Consider the following 23,649-nt stretch of genomic DNA (forward strand, 5'->3'; position numbering starts at 1 on the left):
GACCGCGCAGGGGGCCACTCCTGCGCGGTTCTTCGTGCGCCGCATCCGTGCTATGGGCGGCGGGCCCGCGGCGTCCGGGCCGGATTCCCGGCCGCCGACCCGGCGGGCGCGGTCCCGGTCCGGCATGGCGACAGTGAAGCTTCCCGCCTACCTCTCCTCCGACGTGCTGCCCCTGGTGGGGCGCCTGTGGCGCGAGTGGATGCGCCCGCACCGGGGCGCCCTGCTCGTCATCCTGCTCACGGTGGCGGTCCTGGCGGGGGCCAGCAGCCTCTATCCGGTGGTGATCAAGACGGCGTTCGACGCGTTCGACCAGCAGAACAAGAGGCTCGTCCAGCTCATCCCCTTCGTCGTCATCGCGGTGACGGTCGTGAAGGGGTTCGCCATGTTCGCGCAGACCGTCCTCACCAACCGCGTCGTCACCCGCATCGAGGCCGACATGCAGTCTGCGCTCTATGCCCGGCTGATCGATGCCGACCTCGCGCAGCTGGCGCGCGAGACCCCGGCGGCGCTGACGCAGCGCTTCACCACCGACTTCCTCTACATCCGCGAGGCGCTGGTCAGGCTGTCGACCGTCGCGCTGCGGGACATCGCGACGGGCCTCGGCCTCCTCGGCGTGATGTTCTGGATCGACTGGCAGGTCAGCCTGCTGGCCCTTGTGGTCCTGCCGCTCGTGGCCCCGGCGATCGTGCGGATCGGCAAGAAGCTGCGCCGGACTGCGCGCGATACGCAGGAGCAGACCGGTCACATGGCGAGCCTCGTCGCCGAGAGCCTCGGCGCGGCGCGGGTTGCCAAGACCTACAGGATGGAATCCTACCTGAAGGGGCGCGCCGCGTCGGCCTTCGACGACATCCGCCGCCTGAAGATGAAGGCGGCGAACCAGCGCGCCCGGCTCGATCCCATCCTCGAGATCGCCGGTGGCATCGCGGTGGCCGGCGTTCTGGTCTTCATCGGCTGGCGCATCGTCAAGAACCAGACGACCATCGGCGACTTCACCGGCTTCGTCACCGCGCTCCTCCTGGCGGCGCAGTCGATGCGCACCCTCGGGAACCTCAACGCGATCCTGCAGGAGGCGGCGGCGTCGCTTGCCCGGGTCTTCACGCTGCTCGACGAGCGCCCGACGATCCTCGACCGGCCGGGCGCCTCCACGCTCACCGTCCGCGAGGGCGCGATCGCGTTCCGCGACGTCTCGTTCCGCTATGCCGACGGCACGGAGGCGCTGTCCGACATCCGGCTCGTGGCGCCGCCTGGCCGCATGACGGCGCTGGTCGGCCGGTCCGGATCGGGCAAGTCGACGCTGATGAACCTCGTCCCGCGCCTGTTCGATCCCTCGCGGGGAAGCGTGGCCATCGACGGGGTCGACATTGCCTCCGTCACGCTCGAGAGCCTGCGGGCCTCGATCGCGGTGGTGGCGCAGGAGGCGGTGCTGTTCGACGACTCGGTCCGCGCCAACATCCGCTTCGGCCGACCGGGCGCCACCGACGCGGAGGTCGAGGCGGCGGCCCGCGCGGCGGCGGCGCACGACTTCATCGCCCGGCTGCCCGAGGGCTACGAGACGCGCGTCGGCGAGCGCGGGTCGCGCCTGTCGGGCGGGGAGCGCCAGCGGATCGCCATCGCGCGGGCCATCCTCAAGAATGCGCCGATCCTGCTGCTCGACGAGGCGACCAGCGCGCTCGACAGCGAGAGCGAGCGCCTCATCCAGGACGCGCTCGCGCGGCTGACGGAGGGTCGCACCAGCCTCGTGGTGGCCCACAGGCTGTCGACCGTCCGGGCCGCGGACCTGATCGTCGTGATGGACGAGGGCCGCGTCGCCGAGACCGGCACCCACGACGAGCTGATCGCGCTGAACGGCATCTACGCGCGCCTGCACCGCCTGCAGCAGGGCGGCGGGCTGCTGGAGGACGACGCGCCGGCGGCTACTCCCGCCTGAGCAGGCGGTCGACCACGAAGTCGGAGAAGGCGTGCGGCCGGAACGTGCGCTCCAGCGCCGCCGGGTCGTAGTGATCGCGCACCCATGTCACGAAGTCGATGCCGCGGGCTTCGCCCTCGTCGCGGTAGGTCTCGAAGAAGGCGTCGAGGATGCCGGTCTTGGCGAAGCGGAAGTGCCCGTAGCGCGGGCTCAGCTGCCTGAGCGCCTCCGCGACCGTCCGCTTCTCGTGCACCAGGAGATAGAGCGCGGCGACGAAGCCGGCGCGATCGGCGCCCGACTTGCAGTGGACGAGCGCGGGGTATTGAAGGGTTTCGAACAGCGCCGGCGCGGCCAGCAGGGTGTCCCGGTCGGGCGCCCCGCGCGAACGCACCACGTAGTCGACGATGGCGATCCCGTTTCGCTCGCAGGCCTCCCGCTCCAGCGGCCAGGAACCGTATTCGCGGCCGCCGCGCAGGTTGACGACGGTCTTCAGCCCCTGCCGGGCGAGGGTGTCGATGTCGCCGGGCGCCGGCTGGGCCGATCGCCAGAGGCCCGTTCCGACCTTGTGCAGGTTGAGATAGGCGAGCCGGAAGATGCCGTGGTCGGCCAGCAGCATGTTGGTCCACGCCGCGATCCGGTCCCACGTGCCGCCGATGGGACGGTCCCAGCGCGCGATCCGCGCCATGCGGCGGCGGTAGCGCTCCTCGGGCGGCGTCTCGAACCAGCGGGAGAAGAGGTGGGACAAGGGGCGGCGCGGCTCCACGGGGGCGGTGCGCCATAGCAGCCACACGCCCCGACCGCAATGTCGCGCCGCGGCGACGGCCCTTTACGGGCGGGCGAGTCCGGTCCACTCTCTGCCGGTGACCCAGGTCGACATCACCATCCGGCCCGCTCGCCCGGCCGATGCAGCGGCCATCGCCTCCGTCCATGACGAAGCCTGGCGGGAGGCCTATCGCGGCATCATTCCCGGGCGCGACCTCGAGCGGATGATCCAGCGGCGCGGCCCGGTCTGGTGGCGCACCATCCTCGACCGGGGCGCCCGCATCGCCGTGCTGGAGTTCGACGACGCCTTGCGCGGGTATGCGAGCTATGGCCGCAACCGGCTGGCGGTGTCGCCCTATCTCGGCGAGATCTTCGAGCTCTATCTCACCCCGGCCTACCAGGGCCTCGGCTTCGGCCGGCGGCTCTTCAACGCGGCCCGGCGGGACCTCGACGCCCGCGGACTGAAGGGGCTGCTCGTCTGGGCGCTCGCCGACAACGACCGCGCGTGCGACTTCTACCGCCATCTCGGGGGCATCAAGGTGCGCGAGATGGACGAGACCTTCGGCGAAACGGTCCGCTCGCGCCACGCCTTCGGCTGGGTGTAGCCGCGATTCCGGTTAGGCATGACCGGAAAGTCGTTCTTGTCGCCTTAGCCTGCCGCCCCTAATTAGCCAGCGATTCCGGTGGCGCCGCGCCGCCAGGACCGTGAGGAGCAGGTTCCATGCGCATCGACGCCGTGCCGACCGGCAAGAATCCACCGCACGAGATCAACGTGATCATCGAGGTGCCGATCGGGGGCGAGCCGATCAAGTACGAGATGGACAAGGCGTCGGGCGCGCTCGTCGTCGACCGCTTCCTCTACACCTCCATGCGCTACCCGGGGAACTACGGGTTCATCCCGCACACCCTTTCGGAGGACGGGGACCCCTGCGACGTGATCATCGCCAACACCCGCGCCATCGTGCCCGGCGCGGTCATGGCGGTCCGTCCGGTCGGCGTGCTGTTCATGGAGGACGAGGCCGGCGGTGACGAGAAGATCGTCGCCGTGCCGTCCAACAAGCTGACCCGGCGCTACGAGAAGGTCGAGAACTACACCGACCTGCCGGCGATCACGATCGACCAGATCAAGCACTTCTTCGAGCACTACAAGGATCTCGAGCCCAACAAGTGGGTGAAGGTGATCCGCTGGGGCGACGCGAACGAGGCGCGCGAGCTGATCCTGCAGGGCATGGCCCGGCACAAGGCCAACAAGGGCTGACCGGACCTCTGCCTTGCCGCTGACGCAAGGCAAGGGCAAAACCTGACGGCTGAACCGAATCGCCGGCCCGCCGCGGGCCCGATCGCCTTGCGCCGAGGGTCGAGTCCATGCCCCCTGCCCCCTTGCGACGCTGGCCCGTCGTGGTCCTGCTCGCCGCCCTGTGCGCGGCGGCGGCAGGCTGGTGGCCGGCCTCCGTGGCGCCCGCCTCGGCCCAGCAGCAGCCTGCCTCCGCGACCGCCACGGCGCCGGTCCAGCCGTCCGGCTCCTCCAACGCCGTGCAGGTCCGGCAGAACCTGGACGCGGTGCGGATCCAGCTCGACCAGCTGGAGGCAGGCCTCCAGCGGCGCGGCTCCTCCGACCAGGCCCTGCAGGCGCTTCGCGCCAGCGTCGACCCCCTGGCCACGCAGGCGCGGTCCGTCGTCGTTGACCTCGCCCCGCGGGCCGAGGCCATCCGGCTCCGTCTCAAGGAGCTCGGGCCCAAGCCCGGCGAAAAGGACCCGCCCGAAGGCGCCGACGTCACCAAGGAGCGCGAGGACCGGCAGGCCGCGCTGGCGGAGATCGACGAGACGATCCGCATCGCGCGCTCGCTGCTGGTGCAGGCCGAGCAGATCGAGAAGGAGATCGCCGACCTCCGGCGCTCGCTCTTCACAAGCCGCCTGTTCGAATCCTCGGCGAGCCTGCTCTCGCCGACCCTGTGGATGGAGATCGGCAAGGGTCTGCCGGGCGACATCAAGGCCTTCTGGTTCCTGGCCGCGCAGACATGGGACCGGGCGCTGGAGCGGCTGACGCCTCGGGGCGCGATCGCCGTCTTCGCGGCCCTCGCCCTCGCGGCCTTCCTGATCCTGCCGCTGCGCCGATTCGGCGTCGCCTTCGTCAAGCGCGACCGGCTCGCCGGACAGCCCAACCGCCTGCAGAAGGCCATCGCCGCGGCCGGGCTCGTCCTCATCAGCGCGCTGCTGCCCGTGAGCGCCGCCTACGTCGTCTACTCGTTCATCGATTCCATCGACCTGCTGCCGCCCCGCGTCGAGCCCATCTTCGGGGCGCTGGCCTACGGCATGGCCTTCGTCGCCTTCGCCAGCGGCCTGGCCGACGCGCTTCTCGCCCCCGACCGGTCCAACTGGCGGCTGTTCGGGCTCTCCGACGACAAGGCCCAGCGCCTCGTGCGGGTGCTGACGGCGGTCGCGGTGGTGCTGGCGCTCGGCCGCTTCAGCGAGACCGTCCTGCAGGCCATCGCGGCGAGCCTCAAGCTCTCGGTGGCGCTCAAGGGGCTCTTCGCGGTGCTGGCCGCGCTGATCTTCTCCCGCGCCCTGCCCCTCATCCAGACGGTGTCCCCCTCCGACGAGGCGGCGTTCGGACCGCACGTCACCGAGGGGGTCGACTATTCGGGCATCGTCCGGGGCGTCGGTTGGGGTGTCGTCACGGTCGTGACCGCCTCGGCGGCCGTCGGCTACGTGGCGCTGGCCTCCTTCCTCGCCGACCAGTTCACCTGGGCCGGCATCGTCATCGCCATCACCCTGCTGCTCGTCATCCTCGCCGGAGAGGGCATCACGGCGGCGTTCGCGTCGCGCGGGCCGGTGTCGCGGGTCGTGCGCAGCTCGATCGGGCTGTCGGGCCAGTCGATCGAGCAGCTCGGCGTGCTGGCCTCGGGCGTCTCGCGCGTCGTCATCATCGGCCTCGCGGTGCTGTTCCTGCTGGCGCCGTGGGGTGTCGAATCCCGCGACGTCCTGTCGTCCCTTCAGGCGGCGTTCTTCGGCATCACCATCGGCGGCGTGACGCTGTCGATGTCGACGATCGTGCTGGCGTTCGTCTTCTTCGGCATCGGCGTCTTCGCCACGCGCGCCGTGCAGCGCTGGCTGCAGAAGGAGTACCTGCCGCGCACCAAGATGGACGCCGGCCTGCGCAACTCCATCACCACCGGCGTCGGCTACGCCGGTATCGTCGGTGCCGGCGCCATTGCGGTGTCCTACCTGGGGTTGAGCTTCGACAAGCTCACTATCGTCGCCGGCGCCCTCTCGCTCGGCATCGGCTTCGGCCTGCAGTCCATCGTCAACAACTTCGTCTCCGGCCTGATCCTGCTGGCCGAGCGCGGCGTGAAGGTGGGCGACTGGATCGTGGTCGGCGACGAGCAGGGCTACGTGAAGAAGATCAACGTCCGCGCCACGCAGATCGAGACCTTCGATCGCGCCACCCTCATCGTGCCGAACTCGAATCTCGTCTCGGGCACCGTCAAGAACTGGGTCCACACGGACCGGGTGGGCCGGATCATTGTCACCATCCCGGTGGCGCGCGACACGGACGCCGACATGGTCGCGACACTGATGCGCGCGGCGGCGCAGGAGAACCCGGACGTGCTGGAGGACCCGGCGCCGCGGGTGCTCTTCAAGCGGATCACCGAGACCTCGCTCACCTTCGACCTCGTCTGCTTCGTGGCCGAGGTCGACACGGGCGCCCGCGTGTCGAGCGACCTGACCTTCGCCATCGTGCGGCGGCTGCGCGAGAACGGCATCATCAAGCCGGCCGGACCGGCGAAGTTCGAGCTCGACGGCATGCTCGACCTGCGCGAGGAGGTGGCCCACATCCGCGCCGCGCTCGACACGCAGGCGGCGCGGCGTGTCGCCGACGAGGATCCCGATTTCCACCCGGTGAAGGGCACGCGCTGACATGACCGCCTTCCGAAGGCCAGCTGCGGCGCTCGCGGCCGTGATCCTGCTCGCTGCGACCGGCTGCATGGAACGGCCGGCAGGCGACGCGACGCCCTCCTTCTACCGTCGGATCGACGAGGGGGCCCGGCTCGACGAGCAGGCGGCGGCGAGTCTCGTCAACGCCCACCGGGCGCGGCAGGGCCTCGCGCCCGTGGCGCTGGACCCGCAGCTGTCGGAGCAGGCGCGCCGCCGCGCCGCGACGGTGGCGGAGACCGACACCTCCACCTGGGGCGAGGTGCCGAAGGTGTCGCAGGCGGCGGCCACGGCCAGTGCCGGGATGCGGCGGGAGCGCGTGTCGGCGGGCTACCGGACGCTGGCGGAGGCCTTCTCCGGCTGGCGGGACTCCCCGCCGCACAACGCGGTCATGCTGGAGAAGCAGGCGACGCGGCTCGGCATCGCCGCCGTCGACCGGCCGGGCACCAAGTATCGCGTCTACTGGGCGATCATCGTCGAGTAGCCCGGGTCAGGCTCAGAACTTCTTGCCGATCGGAAGCGGCGGCGCCTCGCGCACCAGCGTGATCGTCACGCGGCGGTTGGCGGGCAGATGCGGGTTGTCGGGGAACATCGGCTCGGTGTCGGCCTTGCCCGAGATCGACGCGAACCGCTGGTCGGGCACGCCGGCGGCGGCGAGGATCTCGCGCACGGCGCCGGCCCGGGCGGCCGAGAGGTCCCAGGCGGTCCAGCCGGGGAGCGTGCCGGGGCGCTGCGCCGAGGTGTGGCCGGAAATGGCGATGCGGTTGGGCAGCCGGCGGATGATCGGCGCGAGCTTCTCCAGCACCTTGCGCGTGCGCTCGTAGGGCTCTCGCGCGCCGTCGGGGAACATCGATCGGCCGTCCTGGTCGACCAGCGAGATGTTCAGGCCGTCCTTCGTTTCCTCGACGATGATGTTCTTCGAGGCCTCGGCGATCTCGGGCATGTCCTGCATGGCCTGCCGCAGCGAGACTGCGGCGAGCGCGAAGGCGCGGTCGAAGGATGTCACCGCCACGCCCTCGTCGGGGCGGTCGAAGTTGCTCGGCGCGGTGAAGTCGGAGCCCTGCTCGGGCGGCGCGATCCGGACGTTCTTGAGGTTCGGGCGGACGGGGATGCCGTCGGCCTCGACGATGCCGGACAGGCGGGACTCGCGCTGGCTGCCGAAGGCGTCCCGCATCGAGCCGGCGACGATCTGCAGCTTCTTCTGGTCCTGCGTCGACATGGCGGTGAGCATCACGAAGAAGCTCATCAGCAGGGCCATGAGGTCGGCGAAGGTCACGAACCAGCCGCCGTGGCCGCCGCCGTGCCCCCCCTTCTTGCGCGCCATGGCCCCGCGTCCCGCTCAGGCTGCTTCGGCGAGGTCGTGGCGGTGGTGGTCGGGCAGGTAGGCGAGCAGCATCTCGCGGACCACGGACGGGCTCTTGGCGTCGCGGATCTGGAGGATGCCGTCGATGATGAGGGTACGGGAGATCTCCTCCTCCTCCACCTTCAGCTTCAGCTTGTCGGCGATCGGCAGGGCGAGCAGGTTGCCGACAAGCGCGCCGTAGAGCGTGGCGAGCAGCGAGATCGCCATGAACGGACCGAGCTTGGAGGGGTCCTCCATGTTGGCGAACATCTGCACCATGCCGATCAGCGTGCCGATCATGCCCCAGGCCGGCGCGGCGTCGCCCATTGACTGGTAGATCTTCGCACCCTCCTCGAGGCGCATGAGGAAGTTGTCGCGGTCACGCTCCATCGTGTCGCGGATGAACTCGCGGTCGTAGCCGTCGGCGATGAAGCGGATGCCCTGCGCGAGAAACGCGTCGTCGACCTGCACGTTCTCCAGCGCCATCGGCCCGCTGCGGCGCACCGTGTCGGCGACCTTGGTGATCTCGTCGATCAGGTCGCGCGGGTGCATGCTGCGCATGGTGAAGGCATAGCGCAGGCCCATGGGAAATCCGTGGAGCAGCGCCGAGAACGGAAAGCGGATGATCGTGGCGGCCAGCGTGCCGCCGCCGATGACGATCACCGCGTGGATGTCGTAGTAAAGGGAAAAGCTGCCGCCCATGAGGATGAGCGTGCAGACGACGATCACTCCGAAGATGAGACCGACGGCTGTGGCGAAATCCATTCTAGAATCCTGGCGACCGAACCCGCCCGGCCACTTCTGCGGCGCGAAACCTCGGAGGAGACTAGCGTTTTCGGCTGAAGGAACGGTTAAGTCGGGGGCTCAACCGACCCTTGTGGAGTCTCGGCAATGAACCTCCTGAGGTTGTATGTCCGGGTGCTCCAGCAGCTCGGGGGGGAGGCGCGCCTCGGGGCGCTGCTGGCCTTCGCCAACGTGCTTCTGGCCATCGCGCAGTTCGCCGAGCCGGTGCTGTTCGGCCGGATCGTCGACCTCCTGTCCAAGGCGCAGGCGACCGGGATCCCGCCGCAGTGGGGCGATCTCTTCCCGCTCGCGGGCGCCTGGGTCGGGTTCGGGCTCTTCACCATCACCGGCGGCGTGCTCGTCGCGCTGCACGCGGACCGGCTGTCGCACCGGCGCCGGCTCGCCATCATGGCCTCGTTCTTCGAGCACGTGCTGACCCTGCCGCTGTCCTTCCACGCGTCCACCCACTCCGGCCGCGTGCTCAAGGTCATGCTCGACGGAGCGGCGGGCATGCAGGGGCTGATGCTCTCGTTCTTCCGCGAGCATTTCGCCTCCTTCATCGCGCTGCTCGTGCTGCTGCCGCTCAGCCTCTTCATCAACTGGCAGCTGGGCCTGCTGCTGATGGCGCTGCTCGTGCTGTTCACCGCGCTGACCGCCGTGGTCCTGCGCCGCACGGAGACGTTGCAGGGCTCGGTGGAGCGCTACCACTCGTCGCTCGCCGAGCACGCGTCCGACGCGCTCGGCAACGTGCCGGTGATCCAGAGCTTCACGCGCGTCGAGCTCGAGGCGCGGGCGCTGCGCAACGTCGCCGACCAGCTGCTGGCGGCCCAGATCCCGGTGCTGTCGTGGTGGGCGGTGGCCGCGGTGGCGACCCGGGCCTCCGCCACGCTCACCATTCTGGGCATCTTCCTGCTCGGCACGTGGCTCAACCTCAACGGCAAGGCCACGGTCGGCGAGATCGTCGCCTTCATGAGCCTCGCCACGATGCTGATCGGCCGCATGGAGCAGGCCGTCGGCTTCATGAACGCGGTGCTTCTGCAAGCGCCGAAGCTGCGCGAGTTCTTCGACGTCATCGACACCGTCCCGGCCGTGCGCGACGTACCGGGGGCGCCCGACCTCGGCCGCGTCACCGGCGCCATCGCCTTCGAGGACGTGAGCTTCTCCTACGACGGCAAGCGGTCGGCGGTCGCGGACGTGACCTTCACGGTCCATCCGGGCGAGACGGTGGCGCTGGTCGGCGCCACCGGCTCGGGCAAGTCGACGACGCTCGGGCTGCTGCACCGCGCCTTCGACCCCCAGTCGGGGCGGATCCTCGTGGACGGGCAGGACATCCGGCAGGTGTCGCTCGCCTCGCTCCGGCGCAACATCGGCGTCGTCTTCCAGGAGCCGATGCTGTTCGCCCGGGAGATCGAGGAGAACCTGCGCGTCGGCCGGCCGGACGCCACGGAGGCGGAGATGCGCAGCGCGCTCGACCGGGCGCAGGCGAGCGAGTTCATCGCCCGCATGCCGGACGGGCTCGACACGGTGGTGGGCGAGCGCGGCCGTTCGCTCTCCGGCGGCGAGCGCCAGCGCATCTCGATCGCCCGTGCGCTGCTCAAGGACCCGCCGATCCTGATCCTCGACGAGGCGACCTCGGCGCTCGACGCCGCCACCGAGGCCAAGCTCCAGCAGGCTCTGACCGAGGTCATGGCCGGCCGCACGACGCTCGTCATCGCGCACCGGCTCGCCACGATCCGCAACGCCGACCGGATCCTCGTCTTCCACGAGGGCCGGATCGTCGAATCCGGCAACTTCGACGAACTGGTCTCGAAGGGCGGCCGCTTCGCGGCGCTGGCCAAGGCCCAGTTCATGGACCAGGCCGCCAAGCCCGCGTCAGCGGGCATTGTCACGGGCTGACCTCCGCGTCAGCGGGCATCGTCACCGGTCGGGGCGTCAGGCGGTCGTCGGCGCCCGGTTGTTGAGCGGGACGATCTTCAGCGACGTGATGCGGTTGCGCGACTTCCGGAGCACCTGGAACCGGTAGCCGTGGAAGGTGAAGATCTGGCCCGCGTCGGGGATCGTCTGCGCCTCGTGGATGACGAGGCCGGCGATGGTCGTCGCCACCTCGTCCGGCAGCGCCCAGTCCATGGCGCGGTTGAGGTCGCGCACCGGCACCGAGCCGTCGACGTTGACCGAGCCGTCCGGCAGCGGCCGCACGCCCTGGATCGACAGGTCGTGCTCGTCCTTGATGTCCCCGACGATCTCCTCGAGGATGTCCTCGAGCGTCACCAGCCCCATCACCTCGCCGTACTCGTCGACGACGAGCGCGAAGTGCGTCTTCCGGCTGAGGAAGGCCTTGAGCTGGTCGGCGAGCGACGTGGTGTCGGGCACGAACCACGGGTCGAGCGCGATGGCCTTGACGTCGAGCTGCGCCGCCTCGCCCTTCACGGCGTCGAGGGCGCGCAGCAGGTCCTTGGCGTGCAGCACGCCGACGATGTTCTCCGGCGTGCCGGACCACAGCGGCATGCGCGTGTAGGGGGAGGAGAGCACCTCGCGCACGATCTCCTCGGACGCCAGGTCGGCCGAGATCGTGCGCATCTTGGTGCGGTGGATCATGACGTCCGACACCTCGAGGTCCTCGAGGTCGAGAAGGCCGCCGAACATCTTGCGGGCCTCCTTCTCGACGCTGCCCTCCTTGTGGAGGAGGTCCACGGTGCCGCGCAGCTCCTCGCTGGCGGACAGGACGGCCTGGTTGGCGTTGATGTCGACGCCGAACGTCCGCAGGACGAGCCGCACGAACGCCTCGATCGCGATGGTGAGCGGTCCCAGCAGGGCCACGACCAGCGCGACCGGGCGCGCCAGCGCCAGCGCTGCCTGGTCCGGCTTGTTGATCGCGACGGTCTTGGGCAGGACCTCGGAGAAGACGATCACGAGGATCGACATCACGATGGTGGCGTAGAGCACGCCCTCGGGCCCGAAGAGGCCGACGAGCACACTGGTCGTGAAGGCCGAGGCGCCGATGTTGACGACGTTGTTGCCGATCAGCATGGCGCCGATCAGGCGTTCACGGGCCAGGAGCAGCCTGTTGACGATGCGGGCGCGGCCATCGCCGGAGCTCTCCAGCGCCAGCATGCGGGCGCGCGAGGCTGCGGTCATTCCGGTTTCCGCCCCCGAAAAGAAGGCAGAGAGGGCGAGGCAGCCGACGACGACGACGAGCGCGAACCAGAAACTGTGGGTGATGGCGTCCATGGCGGACCAATTCAGGGCGCGGCAAGTTCCGCGTCAAGGAAGGAGCGGACCGCGTCCGACTCGACGCCCCGCGCGATGAAGCTCTGGCCGATGCCGCGCGCGAGGATGAAGGTCAGTGCCCCGCGCTTCACCTTCTTGTCCTGCGCCATGGCATCGAGGATGGCGTCGGTGCCGGCATCCCAACCGGGGATCTCTCGGATGCGGGTCGGCAACCCCACCGTGCGCAGGTGACCCTCGACGCGCCCCGCGTCCTGCCCCGGCGACAGGCCGAGCCGGGTGGAGAAGCGGAAGGCGCAGGCGAGCCCGATGGCGACGGCCTCGCCGTGCACCAGCCGGCGGCCGTCATAGGCGGTGATGCGCTCGAAGGCGTGCGCGAAGGTGTGGCCGAGGTTGAGCAGGGCCCGGTCGCCGTCCTCGCGCTCATCGCGCACGACCACCGCCGCCTTGGCCGCGCAGCTCGTGCGAATGGCGTGAACCCGGTCGGCGCCGCCGGCGAACACGCCACGGTGGTGCTCCTCGAGCCAGGCGAAGAAGGCCGGGTCGTCGATGAGCCCGTACTTCACCACCTCCGCATAGCCGGCGCGGAACTCGCGCGGCGACAGCGTGTCGAGCACGTCGACGTCGGCGAGGACGAGGCTCGGCTGGTGGAAGGCGCCGACGAGGTTCTTCCCGTGCCGGGAGTTGATGCCGGTCTTGCCGCCCACGGACGAATCCACCTGCGCGAGCAGCGTCGTGGGCACCTGCACGAAGCGCATGCCGCGGCGCACCACCGCGGCGGCGAAGCCCGCGAGGTCGCCCACCACGCCGCCGCCCAGCGCCACGACGAGATCGCCGCGCTCCAGCCGGGCCGCCAGCAGGCCGTCGCAAACCTCCTGCAGCATCGCGTAGCTCTTGGAGCCCTCCCCTGGCGGGACGAGCACGGTCTCGGTCCGGATCCCGGCCTCCTCCAGGCTCTCCCGCAGCGCCAGCAGGTGGATGTCGGCGACGGCGGTGTCGGAGACGATGCCGCACGCCGCGCCGGGCGCCAGCGCCGCGATCCGCTCCCCCGCCGAGCCGATGAGGCCGCTGCCGATGACGATGTCGTAGGCGCGGCCGGGCAGGGGGACGTGGACCGTTTCGGGCGGCGGGGCTGTCATGGTGGCGGGCTCGCGGGCATGGGGCTGTGGTGCCGCGCTCCATGGGGCGGCGAGGCCGGGCAGGAGGCGGCTCGACAGCTCGTCGATGATCTCCTGCACGACCGTCTCGTGCGGCACGTCCCGGGAATGCACGGTGATGTCGGCCAGCGCGTAGACGGGGTACCGGTCGTCGATGAGCTTGCGCAGCGTCGCCTCGGGATCGGCGGTGCGCAGCAGGGGCCGGTTCGAGCGCTTGCGCACCCGGCGCATCAGCACGTCGAAGTCGGCCTTGAGCCAGATGGACAGGCCGGACCCGGCGATCCGGTCGCGGGTGTCCTGGCTCATGAAGGCGCCGCCGCCGGTGGCGATGACGGACGGGCCGCCCGCGAGCAGCCGGCCGATGACGCGCCGCTCCCCGTCGCGGAACTCGGCCTCTCCCCGCGCGGCGAAGATCTCCGGGATCGTCATGCCGGCGGCGCGCTCGATCTCGGTGTCGGCGTCGAAGAAGGGCAGCCCGAGCCGGCCCGCGAGCCGCCGCCCGACCGAGCTCTTGCCCGCGCCCATCATGCCGACGAGGACGAGGGAGCGGCCGGCCAGCGCCTCGCGCAGGCGCGCGGGCACGTCGACGGCGGCGGTGCCGTCGTCCGTCCTGTCCGTTCCCGATGTTCCGAGGTCCATGCGCACGTCGGCCCTGCCCTTGTCCGGGCCTTCCCCTATCACGGGTCGGCCATCGGCGGCACCCCTCCGGCGCCACCCTCACGCTCCGGCTTGCCAAGGCGCGGGGAGCGTGCTGCAAAGGGCGCGGTTAACGGAATGCGGCCGTGCCTGTCATCATCCGATTTGTCCTCGTCGTCGGCATTCTCGCCGGGTGCGCCTATGCCGGCCTCTTCGCGCTGGCGACATTCTACGAGCCCGAGCAGCGCGAGATCACCATCACCATCCCGGCCTCGAAGCTCGGGAAATGACGCGCGGGCGTGATCCGCGGGCCCCCCGCGGCGTGGTCGACGCCTTCCTCGACATGCTGTCGGCGGAACGCGGGGCCGCCAAGAACACCCTCGATGCCTATGGCCGCGACCTGAGGGACTATGCCGAATCGCTCGCGAGGCACGGCGACACGCCGCTCACGGTGACGACCGACGGCATCCGCCGCTACCTCGCCGAGATCGAGGCGCTGGGGCTCAAGGCCTCGTCGGCCGCACGGCGCCTGTCGGCGATCCGGCAGCTGCACCGCTTCCTGTACGGCGAGCAGATGCGCGGCGACGATCCGGCCGGGGCCCTGAGCGGACCGAAGCGGCGGCGCCCGCTGCCGAAGGTGCTCTCCATTGCCGAAGTCGACCGGCTGCTCGCGACGGCGGCGGAAGGGATCGACGACCCCGGCCGCCCGATGGGCGAGCGCCTTCGCGCCGCCCGCCTCACGGCGCTGCTGGAGGCGCTCTACGCCACGGGGCTGCGCGTCTCCGAGCTCGTGTCGCTGCCGCTGTCGGCGGCGCGCGTCGCCGACGGGCTCATCGTGGTGCGGGGCAAGGGCGGCAAGGAGCGGCTGGTGCCGCTGAACGCGCGGGCGCGGGAGGCCTTCGCCGCGTGGCTGGCGCTGCGCCGGGAGGCGGGGCAGGCGGTCACGGGGCCGTGGCTGTTCCCGGCCGACACGGACACGGGTTTCCTCGCCCGGCAGGTGTTCGCGCGCGACCTCAAGACCTGCGCCGCCGCCGCGGGCATCCGCTCCGACCGCGTGAGCCCGCACGTGCTGCGGCACGCCTTCGCCAGTCACCTGCTGCACAACGGGGCCGACCTGCGCATCGTCCAGCAGCTGCTCGGCCATGCCGACATCGCGACGACGCAGATCTACACCCACGTCATCGACGAGCGGCTCAAGAGCATGGTGCGCGACCTGCATCCGCTGGCGGACGAGGGGTAGGGCGGCTCAGCCCCGGCCCGGCCGCGACAGCACGAACACAGCCTGCTCGCCGAAGAGGTTCCACACCCACCACGGCAGGTTGAACTTCATCTGGCCGCCGCCCGCATTGAGGGCGACACCGCGGTCGATGCGGGCGCCGACCACGCCGACGAGGTCGACGAAGTCGCGGATCGTGCAGAAGTGGATGTTCGGCGTCTCGTACCAGGAGACGGGAAGATTCTCGGTCACTGGCATCCGGCCGCCGACGGCGAGCTTCCAGCGCACCGACCAGTGGCCGAAGTTGGGGAACGACACGATGGCGTGCCGGCCGATGCGCAGCATGTGCTCCAGCACCACCTTGGGCCGGTGCGTCGCCTGCAGCGTCTGGGACAGGATCACGTAGTCGAAGCTGTCGTCGGGGTAGGCCTCGAGGTCGGTGTCGGCGTCGCCCTGGATGACGGAGAGACCGCGCGCCACGCAGGCGTTGACGCCGGCCTGCGACAGCTCGATGCCGCGCGCGTCCACGCCGCGGCCGTCCTGCAGCATGCGCAGAAGCGTGCCGTCGCCGCAGCCGACGTCGAGCACCCGCGAGCCGGGCTCCACCATGCCGGCTACGAGCACGAGGTCGATGCGCGTCGCCGAGGCGCCGGTCGGGAAGAGCGCGTCCCCCATGCTCAGGCCTCCGCCGGCACGGCGAGGCCGCGGGCGCGCGCCGCGGCGTTGATGAAGCCGCGCGTCGTGGCGAGGAGCTCCGGCACGTCGAGCAGGAAGGCGTCGTGGCCCTTGTCGGTCTCGATCTCGACGAAGGACACGGAGGCGCCGGCCGCGTTCAGCGCATGCACGATGGCGCGGGTGTCGGTGGTCGGGAACAGCCAGTCCGAGGTGAACGAGACCGTGCAGAAGCGCGTCTTCGTGCCGCGGAAGGCGTTGGCCAGCACGCCGCCGTAGTCGGCGGCGAGATCGAAATAGTCCATCGCGCGCGTCAGGTAGAGGTAGGAATTGGCGTCGAAGCGCTCGACGAAGCTCCGCCCCTGGTAGCGCAGGTAGCTCTCGATCTCGAAGTCGGCGTCGAACGAGAAGGTCGGCGCCTCGCGGTCCTGCAGCTTGCGGCCGAACTTGCGGTGCAGGGCGCTCTCGGAAAGGTAGGTGATGTGCGCCGCCATGCGGGCGACGGCGAGGCCCTTCTCCGGGCGCAGGCCGTCGGCGAGGTAGCGGCCGGCGCGCCAGTCGGGGTCGGCCATGACCGCCTGCCGGCCGACCTCGTGGAAGGCGATGTTCTGGGCCGAGTGCTTGGCCGCCGTGGCGATGGGCAGGGCCGAGAAGACCCGATCCGGGTAGCTCGCGGCCCACTGCAGCACCTGCATGCCGCCCATCGAGCCGCCGGCGACGCAGAACAGGCTGTCGATGCCGAGATGGTCGATGAGCATCGCCTGCGCGCGGACCATGTCGCGAATGGTCACGACCGGGAAGTCGAGGGCATAGGACCCTTCGCCGGACGGGTTGCGCGAGGCGGGGCCGGTGGAGCCCATGCATCCGCCCACCACGTTGGAGCAGATGACGAAGAAGCGGTCGGTGTCGATCGGCTTGCCGGGGCCGATCATGGTCTCCCACCAGCCGTTCTTCCCGGTGACGGGATGAACGTTGGCGACGTGCTGGTCGCCCGTCAGGGCGTGGCAGATCAGCACGGCGTTGCTGCGCGCGGCGTTCAGCGTGCCGTAGGTCTGGTAGGCCACCGTCACCGGCGACAGGGCCACGCCGCAGTCCAGCATCAGGGGCGTCTCCGGCCCGAACTGGACGGAGAGGCTCGAGGGCTGGTCCGCCTGGTTGGCGGTGACTGACGCTGCAACGGGGCTGCGGATCATCGCGTTCCGCTCACAGTCCATATCGTTCGGAGTAGAGAACACGTTCGGTAGCGCCACTGGTCGCGGCCCGCAAGACAAATCGATGCCGCGCGCTCCCCGGCGGGCATCCCTGCAATCCCGCCGGGCCGTGGGCTTTGCGTTCCCGGCGCACCGGCACTATGACTGCGGGCCTTCCATCCACGGGCTCCGTCATGGCCGACGCGTCTCCCCCTCCGACCCTCGCCGACCTGCGGCGCGAGATCGACCGCATCGACGAGGCGATGCACCGCCTCCTCATGGAGCGGGGCGAGATCATCGACACGCTCATCCAGGTGAAGAAGACTCAGGCCTCCGGCTCGGCCTTCCGGCCGGGGCGCGAAGCCTCGATGATGAAGACGATGGCCGGGCGCCACCGCGGCATCCTGCCCTTCGACACCGTCGAGAGCATCTGGCGGGTCATCATCTCCACCTTCACCTACGTCCAGGCGCCCTATTCCGTGCACGCGGACGTGTCGGGCGGCGACGCGCCGGTGCGCGACACGGCGCGCTTCCACTTCGGCTTCACCGTGCCCTACGTGCCGCACCCGAACGCGGGTGCTGTGATCGACGCGGTGGCGCAGTCGGCCGGCGACCTCGGCGTCTTCCGCGCCGAACCCGGCCGCGGCGCCGGGGCGTGGTGGACTGCGCTCGCCGGGGCCGGCCGGCCCAAGATCATCGCGCGGCTGCCCTTCGTGGAGCGGCCCGACCATCCGGCGGGGCTGCCCGTCTACGTCGTCTCGAAACCGATCGAGGACGCGGCGGTGCGCGAGGTCGTGCTGTTCGCGCTCGGCGTCGAGCGCTGGCGCGAGGGCCTGCAGTCGGCGCTGGTGCGCCTCGGCGCCACGGTCGAGAGCTCCGCCGGGGACCAGGGCGGGCTCAGCCTGCTTGTCTCCGCGCCCGGCAGCGTGTCGCTCGACGACCTCTACGCGGCAATGTCCGGCCTCGACGTGGGCGTCTTCGACGTCCAGGAGATCGGCAGCCACGCCAACCGTTTCCGTCTCGAACCGTCAGCCTGAGGGTCGATCACCGCCATGGCCACCACCCAAGCCCGCCCCGTCCCGCGTCCCGGCGTGCTCGCGATCGACCCCTACGTCCCCGGCAAGAGCAGTGCCCCCGCCCACGTGGCGAAGGTCTACAAGCTGTCGTCCAACGAGACGCCGCTGGGCGCCTCGCCGCTTGCGAAGGCGGCCTACGTGAAGGCGGCCGAGAAGCTCGAGCTCTACCCCGACGGGTCCTCGACGCTGCTGCGCGAGGCCATCGGCGCGCGCTACGGGCTGGACCCGGCGCGCATCGTCTGCGGCGCGGGGTCGGACGAGATCCTGTCGCTGCTCACCTCCGCCTACATCGGGCCGGGGGACGAGGGCCTCTACTCGCAGTACGGATTCCTCGTCTACAAGCTCGCCATCCTGGCGGCCGGCGGCACGCCCGTCGTGGTTCCGGAGAAGAATTTCACGGCGGATGTCGACGGCATCCTCGCAGCGGTGACGCCGCGCACCAAGGTCGTCTACCTCGCCAATCCCAACAACCCGACCGGCACCTACCTGCCGTTCGAGGAGGTGAAGCGGCTGCACGCCGGCCTGCCGCCGCACGTGTTGCTGGTGCTGGACGCGGCCTACGCCGAGTACGTGCGGCGCAACGACTACGCGGCCGGCATCGAGCTCGTCTCGACGTCCGACAACGTCGTCATGACCCGGACCTTCTCGAAGATCTACGGGCTGGCTCTCGTGCGGCTCGGCTGGTGCTACGGGCCGGCGCACGTGGTCGACGCGCTGAACCGCATCCGCGGGCCGTTCAACGTCAACGGCCCGGCCATCGAGGCCGGTATCGCGGCGCTGGCGGACGAGAAGCACCTCGCCGCCGCGGTCGAGCACAACGACCGCTGGCTGCCCTGGCTGACGAAGGAGATCGAGGCGCTGGGGCTGCAGGTGACGCCGTCGGTAGGCAACTTCCTGCTCATCCACTTCCCGACGACACCGGGCCGCACGGCACGCGAGGCCGACGCGTTCCTGACGGCGCGCGGCGTCATCCTGCGCGCGGTCGGCGCCTACGGCCTGCCGAACGCGCTGCGCCTCACCATCGGCCCGGAGGAGGCGAACCGGCTGGTGGTGGACGGCCTCAAGGCCTTCATGGAAGGGAGCAAGGCGTGACCGACCGTCTCGGCCCGCCGCTGGCGCAGCCCCTCTTCGACCGCGTCCTGATCGTCGGCCTCGGCCTGATCGGGTCGTCCATGGCGCGCGCCGTGCGCCGCATGAACCTGGCGCACACCATCGTCGCCGCGGATGCCTCCCCGGCGGTGCGCGACCGGGTGCGCGAACTCGGCCTCGCCGACGTCGTGGCCGAGACCGTGGCCGAGGGCGCCCGCGACGCGGACCTCGTCGTGCTGTGCGTGCCGGTCGGCGCGTGCGGCGCCGTGGCCGAGGCCATCGGCCCGGTGCTGAAGGCCGGCGCCATCGTGTCGGACGTGGGCTCGGTGAAGGGCGCGGTCGTCGCTCAGGTGCAGCCGCATCTGCCCGACGGCGTGCATTTCGTGCCGGCCCATCCCGTGGCGGGCACCGAGCAATCCGGCCCCGACGCCGGCTTCGCCACCCTGTTTCACAATCGCTGGTCGATCCTGACGCCGCCCGAGGGGGTCGACCCCGAGGCGGTGGCGCGGGTGCGCGCCTTCTGGGAGGGCCTCGGCTCCAACGTCGAGGTGATGACGCCGTCGCACCACGACCTCGTGCTGGCCATCACCAGCCACGTGCCGCACCTGATCGCCTACAACATCGTGGGCACGGCGGCCGACCTCGAGCAGGTCACGCAGTCCGAGGTGATCAAGTTCTCGGCCGGCGGCTTCCGCGACTTCACGCGCATCGCCGCCTCCGACCCGACGATGTGGCGCGACGTCTTCCTCAACAACAAGGAGGCCGTGCTGGAAATGCTCGGCCGCTTCACCGAGGACCTCACGGCGCTGCAGCGGGCGATCCGCTGGGGCGACGGCGAGACGCTGTTCACGCTCTTCACGCGCACCCGCGCGATCCGGCGCGGCATCATCGAGCTGGGGCAGGAGACGGCGGAGCCCGATTTCGGCCGCCGCAAGCCGGTCGAGAGCTGACGCTCAGTACAGCGGCAGCAGCTGCGCGACCGGGATCGGGCCGAGGAAGACCCGGCCCTGGTCGAGGCGAAGCGGCAGCACGACGCCCTTGGCGGCGGGGGTGCCCGCCTGCGCCCCGTCGCCATTCGTCGCCGCGGCGGCCTTGCCGCCCAGCACGCCGGCGATCAGCCCGCCGATGGCCGCGCTGCGACCGGTGATGCCGAAGCGGGCGAGCAGGTCGTCGAAGCCCGAGATGGTGACGTCGAGCCGGCCCTGCGGACGGTGCAGGTCGTCGAGCCCCACCGATCCGGCCGCGTCCACGCGGCGCACGCCGTGCGAGAGCGAGACCGTGGACACCTGCATGCGCCCGCCGGCCGTGCGCCAGCGCTCGAGCTCCAGCGGCAGGCCGCGGCCAGAGAGGGGCTCGGCCTTGGTGATGGTGGCGACGATGTCGGCCTCCGTGGATGCCTGCCCGCCCAGCCACGCGTCGAGCGGCGGCACCGAGGCCTTGGTGATCCGGGAGGCGACGTCGTAGGCCCCGTCCTCGGGCGGCCGGTTCGGCGTGCGGCGGATGTGGAAGTCGGCCAGCGAGGCCGCAAGCGCGGTGGTTCCGAGCTGGCCGCTCGTCACCGTGACCCGCGGCTCGGTGAACTCCGTGGACAGGCGGTCGAGGCCGATGCCGGGCTTGCCCATGATGCTGGCGCGGCCGAGCAGCCAGTCGGCCTCGAGCCGGTCGCCGCCGTCGGCCTCCACCACCAGCGGGCCCTCGGCCTCCACGATCATGTGGCTCGGGTTGTAGATCTGCGTCGCCGTGTGGATGCGCGCCAGCCGGCCGCGGACCTGCCGCGCCTCGGCGACGCCGGTGAAGCTGGGGTTCGTGCAGATGATCTCGATGCGGAACGGGAACCCGCCGATCGAGCGGTCCGGGCAGGCCCAGGTCCGGCCGAGCGCCGCCTCGCGCTGCAGCCACGCGTCGATCTCCTGCCCGGTCCGCCACGCGAGGAAGGCCCAGACGCCGCCGAGCCCGATCAGCGCGAGGAACAGGATCGCGGTGGGCAGGAAGATCCGGTAGCGCCGGAGGCCGGGCGAGGCCGGCTCGGTGCGGCGGGGCGGTGGCGCCATCGGGCGGGTCCTCTCGTTGCGTGGCTTCCTCCTACCTGCTAGCCGACGGGGCGCCAAGCAGGAGCGATGCAACCGATGACACCGGATCGGGGCGACATGTGGGTCTTCGGCTACGGGTCCCTGATGTGGAACCCGGGCTTCCCCTTCGTCGAGCGCCAGCAGGCGATCCTGCACGGCTTCCACCGGTCGCTGTGCGTCTACTCCTACGTGCACCGGGGCACGCCGGAGCGTCCGGGCCTCGTGCTGGGGCTCGATCGGGGCGGGTCCTGCCGCGGGATCGCCTTTCGGGTCGCGGCGGAGGAGGCGAAGGCCGCCCACGCCTATCTCACCGCGCGCGAGCAGGTGACGTCCGTGTATGTGGAGATGTGGCGCCGCGTCCGGCTCCTCGACGGCCGCACCGTGGCCGCGCTGAGCTACGCGGTCGACCGGGCGCATGAGCAGTATGCGCGGGCCCTGCCGCGGGCGCAGCTGCTGCACCACGTGCGCAACGGCGTCGGCGTGTCGGGCCGCAACCCGGACTACGTCCGCGCCACGCAGGCCCATCTTGCCGGGCTCGGCATCCACGATGCCACGCTGACGTGGCTCGTCGGCGAGCTGGCCGAAGAGGCGGAGCAGTCGTCGGTCTAGCGGCCGCGGCCTGCGCGGGCTGGGTCGGCGGCCCTTCAGGCCGATCCCGCCGCGAGGTCGGCCGCGACCTCGTGCCTCTCGGCCGGCGTGCGGGCGATCAGGTGCACGTCGATCTCGTCCGCCCCCGCGAAGCGTGCGTCGGCCGCCGCGTCCGCCCCGGTCCCGGCGACGGCGGCCAGTACGGCTGGCGAGATCCCGGGACGGCGGCGCACGGCGACGAACACGGCCTCGGCGAGGTCGGGAAGCCGCGCTGCCGGCACCGTGAACACGACGTAGCGGCGCCCGGATCGCCCACGCCACGCCCGCAGCCGCGAATCAGGACCCAGCGCATCCGCCACGGCGAGCGGCTCGAGCCGCGGCGCGGGCCGGACCGGAAGGATCCGTGCGTTGGGGAAGGCGAGGATGCGCGCGGCCGTGGCCATGCCCGGTGATCCCTGTTCCATGAGAACAGAGAGCGAACATCGACCTCGGGAGAATGTCAAGCCGATGATGCGACGGGCAGGCCCAGCGCGGCGCGGCCCTCGCGCACGAGGACGTCGGTCGCGCCCTCGATGTCCGCCTGCACGCGCGCGAAGAACACGTCCCGCGGCAGCCCGGGCGGGATCGGGGGCAGGATGTCGACGACGACGGTCCCCTGCCGCAGCTTCATGCTGCGGCGTGGCCAGTAGAGCCCCGAGTTCAGGGCCACCGGAAGGCACGGCACGCCGAGGTTGTCGTAGACGTACGACACACCGTGCCTGTAGGCGGGCGGCGCGCCGGCCGGCCGGCGGGTGCCCTCGGGGAAGAAGAGGATCTGGCGGCCCTTGTCGCGACGCACCTCCTCGCGGGCGCGCTGGTTGAGCTTGTTCATCACCGCGCTGCCGCCGCGCCGGTCCACCGGCAGCATGTGCGACTTCAGGGCGTACCAGCCGAACAGCGGAATCCAGGTGAGTTCACGCTTGAGGATGAAGCACGGGTCGTCGAACAGGCCGATCAGGGCGAAGGTTTCCCAGATCGACTGGTGCTTGCTGGCGACGAGCAGGGGGCCGGGCGGGATGTTCTCGCGGCCGCGCACCTCGAGCCCGATCCCGCCGACGACGCGGCACAGCCACACGAAGTAGCGGCCCCAGCCACGGATGTAGGCCATCAGGGCCTGTCGCGGCAGGACCAGCGTCGGCAGCGCCGCGATCATGATGACGACGAGGCTGGCGTAGAGGCAGGCGTTGAGGGCCAGGGAACGCGGGGAGGGCATGGAGGCTCCGCAGGATGGTGCGCCATCCGTTGGCGCAGTCTCTTGGCGCAGTCTCACATCCGGCGCAAGCCCGGGGCCTGGCCCTGGCTGGCCGTGGTCGCCGGTTCGGGAATGGCGGGGCGGTCGCCGAGGCGCATGCGGGTCATCGCGACGACGAACTTGGCGTACTCGTAGACGAGCAGGCGGGCCAGCTGCGGCTCCTTCCACCACGCATCGACGTCGAGCGTGTCCGGGACCACCGAGTGCGCGACCAGCTTCACGTCCGGAAGGACGTGGGCGATCTCGGCCAGCGTGCGCGGCATGTGGTAGTTCGACGTCACCACCACCAGGGAGCGAAAGCCGTTGGCGCGGACCCAGTGCGCCGTCTGCTCGGCATTTCCGATGGTGTTGAGCGCTCGGTAGTCGAGGTCGACGCAGCAGGCGAAGGCGGCGCGGGCGTCGGGATGGACGCGCGACAGCTCCTCGCGGGTCGTCTTCTCGCCCACGCCGGTGATCAGCAGTCGCGAGCCGCGGCCGCGCAGCAGCAGGTCGACCGCGTCGTTGATGCGCTCCGCGCCGCCGGTGAGCGCGACGATGCCGTCCACCTTGTCGGGCACCGCCGTCTCGTGCCGGTCCAGCGTGCCGAGGAACAGCCAGAAGCCGCCGGCAAGCACCAGCACACCGGCCACGACGCCGGTGAGGACGAGGTTGCGGACGAGCCGGACGAGCCGCTCCATGATGGCCTGAATACCCCCGCTCGGCGCATCATGCACG

Annotated in this window: 23 protein-coding genes; 12 read left to right on the forward strand and 11 right to left on the reverse strand. The window is 71.0% G+C overall.

Translation table 11 applies throughout. The annotated features are described in order from the left end of the window. Positions 1-124: 124 nt before the first annotated feature. Positions 125-1,927, forward strand: a complete 1,803-nt coding sequence (locus ACX9GQ_RS15350) for an ABC transporter ATP-binding protein (protein WP_459630434.1) — start codon at positions 125-127, stop codon at positions 1,925-1,927. Here the strand turns inward: ACX9GQ_RS15350 and ACX9GQ_RS15355 are convergent. Next, entirely contained in the window at positions 1,914-2,591 is a 678-nt protein-coding gene (locus ACX9GQ_RS15355) for a phosphatase domain-containing protein (protein WP_459630602.1), read from the reverse strand. The two genes, ACX9GQ_RS15350 and ACX9GQ_RS15355, sit on opposite strands and share 14 nt — an antisense overlap. 175 nt (positions 2,592-2,766) lie before the next feature. Between ACX9GQ_RS15355 and ACX9GQ_RS15360 the strand changes: the two genes are divergently transcribed. The 4 genes from ACX9GQ_RS15360 to ACX9GQ_RS15375 all read left to right on the forward strand — a co-directional run bounded on the left by ACX9GQ_RS15360 (position 2,767) and on the right by ACX9GQ_RS15375 (position 7,085). Beyond that, positions 2,767-3,273 carry an N-acetyltransferase family protein gene (locus ACX9GQ_RS15360; RefSeq protein ID WP_459630435.1) on the forward strand — a complete coding sequence of 169 codons (507 nt, stop codon included), beginning with the start codon at positions 2,767-2,769 and terminating at the stop codon, positions 3,271-3,273. Positions 3,274-3,389: 116 nt separating this feature from the next. After that, entirely contained in the window at positions 3,390-3,926 is a 537-nt protein-coding gene (gene ppa, locus ACX9GQ_RS15365; RefSeq protein WP_459630436.1) for an inorganic diphosphatase, read from the forward strand. Positions 3,927-4,033: 107 nt separating this feature from the next. After that, positions 4,034-6,586 carry a DUF3772 domain-containing protein gene (locus ACX9GQ_RS15370; RefSeq protein ID WP_459630437.1) on the forward strand — a complete coding sequence of 851 codons (2,553 nt, stop codon included), beginning with the start codon at positions 4,034-4,036 and terminating at the stop codon, positions 6,584-6,586. Position 6,587: 1 nt separating this feature from the next. After that, positions 6,588-7,085 carry a CAP domain-containing protein gene (locus ACX9GQ_RS15375; protein ID WP_459630438.1) on the forward strand — a complete coding sequence of 166 codons (498 nt, stop codon included), beginning with the start codon at positions 6,588-6,590 and terminating at the stop codon, positions 7,083-7,085. A gap of 12 nt (positions 7,086-7,097) precedes the next feature. Here ACX9GQ_RS15375 and ACX9GQ_RS15380 read toward each other — a convergent pair whose 3' ends face one another. After that, a complete protein-coding gene (locus ACX9GQ_RS15380) occupies positions 7,098-7,925 on the reverse strand; it encodes an OmpA/MotB family protein (RefSeq protein ID WP_459630439.1) in 828 nt (275 codons plus the stop codon). 15 nt (positions 7,926-7,940) lie between these two features. Then, positions 7,941-8,708 carry a motility protein A gene (locus ACX9GQ_RS15385; protein WP_459630440.1) on the reverse strand — a complete coding sequence of 256 codons (768 nt, stop codon included), beginning with the start codon at positions 8,706-8,708 and terminating at the stop codon, positions 7,941-7,943. 126 nt (positions 8,709-8,834) lie between these two features. On the opposite strand from ACX9GQ_RS15385, the gene ACX9GQ_RS15390 reads away from it, so the two are divergent. Next, positions 8,835-10,622 carry a glucan ABC transporter ATP-binding protein/ permease gene (locus tag ACX9GQ_RS15390; RefSeq protein WP_459630441.1) on the forward strand — a complete coding sequence of 596 codons (1,788 nt, stop codon included), beginning with the start codon at positions 8,835-8,837 and terminating at the stop codon, positions 10,620-10,622. A 36-nt stretch (positions 10,623-10,658) separates the two neighbouring features. Here ACX9GQ_RS15390 and ACX9GQ_RS15395 read toward each other — a convergent pair whose 3' ends face one another. Both ACX9GQ_RS15395 and aroB read right to left on the reverse strand, forming a co-directional pair. After that, entirely contained in the window at positions 10,659-11,954 is a 1,296-nt protein-coding gene (locus ACX9GQ_RS15395; RefSeq protein ID WP_459630442.1) for an HlyC/CorC family transporter, read from the reverse strand. A gap of 11 nt (positions 11,955-11,965) precedes the next feature. After that, positions 11,966-13,747 carry a 3-dehydroquinate synthase gene (gene aroB, locus ACX9GQ_RS15400; RefSeq protein ID WP_459630443.1) on the reverse strand — a complete coding sequence of 594 codons (1,782 nt, stop codon included), beginning with the start codon at positions 13,745-13,747 and terminating at the stop codon, positions 11,966-11,968. Positions 13,748-13,890: 143 nt separating this feature from the next. On the opposite strand from aroB, the gene ACX9GQ_RS15405 reads away from it, so the two are divergent. Next, positions 13,891-14,034 carry a histidine kinase gene (locus ACX9GQ_RS15405; RefSeq protein WP_459630444.1) on the forward strand — a complete coding sequence of 48 codons (144 nt, stop codon included), beginning with the start codon at positions 13,891-13,893 and terminating at the stop codon, positions 14,032-14,034. Next, positions 14,031-14,984: a site-specific tyrosine recombinase XerD gene (locus ACX9GQ_RS15410; RefSeq protein ID WP_459630445.1), complete on the forward strand. Its 954-nt coding sequence runs from the start codon at positions 14,031-14,033 to the stop codon at positions 14,982-14,984. Before ACX9GQ_RS15405 ends, ACX9GQ_RS15410 begins: the two co-directional genes overlap by 4 nt. A gap of 6 nt (positions 14,985-14,990) precedes the next feature. Here ACX9GQ_RS15410 and metW read toward each other — a convergent pair whose 3' ends face one another. Further along, positions 14,991-15,635: a methionine biosynthesis protein MetW gene (metW, locus tag ACX9GQ_RS15415; RefSeq protein ID WP_459630446.1), complete on the reverse strand. Its 645-nt coding sequence runs from the start codon at positions 15,633-15,635 to the stop codon at positions 14,991-14,993. A gap of 2 nt (positions 15,636-15,637) precedes the next feature. Continuing rightward, positions 15,638-16,825, reverse strand: coding sequence for a homoserine O-acetyltransferase MetX (gene metX / locus ACX9GQ_RS15420; RefSeq protein ID WP_459630447.1), 1,188 nt, complete (start codon positions 16,823-16,825; stop codon positions 15,638-15,640). A 191-nt stretch (positions 16,826-17,016) separates the two neighbouring features. Between metX and ACX9GQ_RS15425 the strand changes: the two genes are divergently transcribed. The 3 genes from ACX9GQ_RS15425 to ACX9GQ_RS15435 are packed head-to-tail and all read left to right on the forward strand — an operon-like array spanning position 17,017 to position 19,937. Then, a complete protein-coding gene (locus ACX9GQ_RS15425) occupies positions 17,017-17,859 on the forward strand; it encodes a chorismate mutase (RefSeq protein ID WP_459630448.1) in 843 nt (280 codons plus the stop codon). A 15-nt stretch (positions 17,860-17,874) separates the two neighbouring features. Beyond that, complete coding sequence (locus ACX9GQ_RS15430; protein WP_459630449.1) at positions 17,875-18,990, forward strand: pyridoxal phosphate-dependent aminotransferase; 1,116 nt, start codon at positions 17,875-17,877, stop codon at positions 18,988-18,990. Continuing rightward, complete coding sequence (locus ACX9GQ_RS15435; RefSeq protein ID WP_459630450.1) at positions 18,987-19,937, forward strand: prephenate/arogenate dehydrogenase family protein; 951 nt, start codon at positions 18,987-18,989, stop codon at positions 19,935-19,937. Before ACX9GQ_RS15430 ends, ACX9GQ_RS15435 begins: the two co-directional genes overlap by 4 nt. Positions 19,938-19,940: 3 nt before the next feature. Here ACX9GQ_RS15435 and ACX9GQ_RS15440 read toward each other — a convergent pair whose 3' ends face one another. Then, positions 19,941-21,038 carry a DUF2125 domain-containing protein gene (locus tag ACX9GQ_RS15440; protein WP_459630451.1) on the reverse strand — a complete coding sequence of 366 codons (1,098 nt, stop codon included), beginning with the start codon at positions 21,036-21,038 and terminating at the stop codon, positions 19,941-19,943. A 75-nt stretch (positions 21,039-21,113) separates the two neighbouring features. On the opposite strand from ACX9GQ_RS15440, the gene ACX9GQ_RS15445 reads away from it, so the two are divergent. Further along, positions 21,114-21,665, forward strand: a complete 552-nt coding sequence (locus ACX9GQ_RS15445; RefSeq protein WP_459630452.1) for a gamma-glutamylcyclotransferase — start codon at positions 21,114-21,116, stop codon at positions 21,663-21,665. A gap of 35 nt (positions 21,666-21,700) precedes the next feature. Here the strand turns inward: ACX9GQ_RS15445 and ACX9GQ_RS15450 are convergent, their stop codons facing one another. Genes ACX9GQ_RS15450 through ACX9GQ_RS15460 form a run of 3 tightly spaced genes read right to left on the reverse strand, consistent with a single transcriptional unit; the run spans position 21,701 to position 23,612 of the window. Continuing rightward, a complete protein-coding gene (locus ACX9GQ_RS15450; RefSeq protein WP_459630453.1) occupies positions 21,701-22,087 on the reverse strand; it encodes a hypothetical protein in 387 nt (128 codons plus the stop codon). A gap of 56 nt (positions 22,088-22,143) precedes the next feature. After that, on the reverse strand, positions 22,144-22,896 hold the full coding sequence (locus tag ACX9GQ_RS15455) for a lysophospholipid acyltransferase family protein (protein ID WP_459630454.1): 753 nt from the start codon (positions 22,894-22,896) through the stop codon (positions 22,144-22,146). Between the two features lie 53 nt (positions 22,897-22,949). Beyond that, the gene (locus ACX9GQ_RS15460) at positions 22,950-23,612 is read right to left on the reverse strand and encodes a YdcF family protein (protein WP_459630455.1); all 663 of its coding nucleotides are present in this window, start codon (positions 23,610-23,612) and stop codon (positions 22,950-22,952) included. Positions 23,613-23,649 lie beyond the last annotated feature (37 nt).

Source organism: Alsobacter sp. R-9 (genome assembly GCF_054612375.1).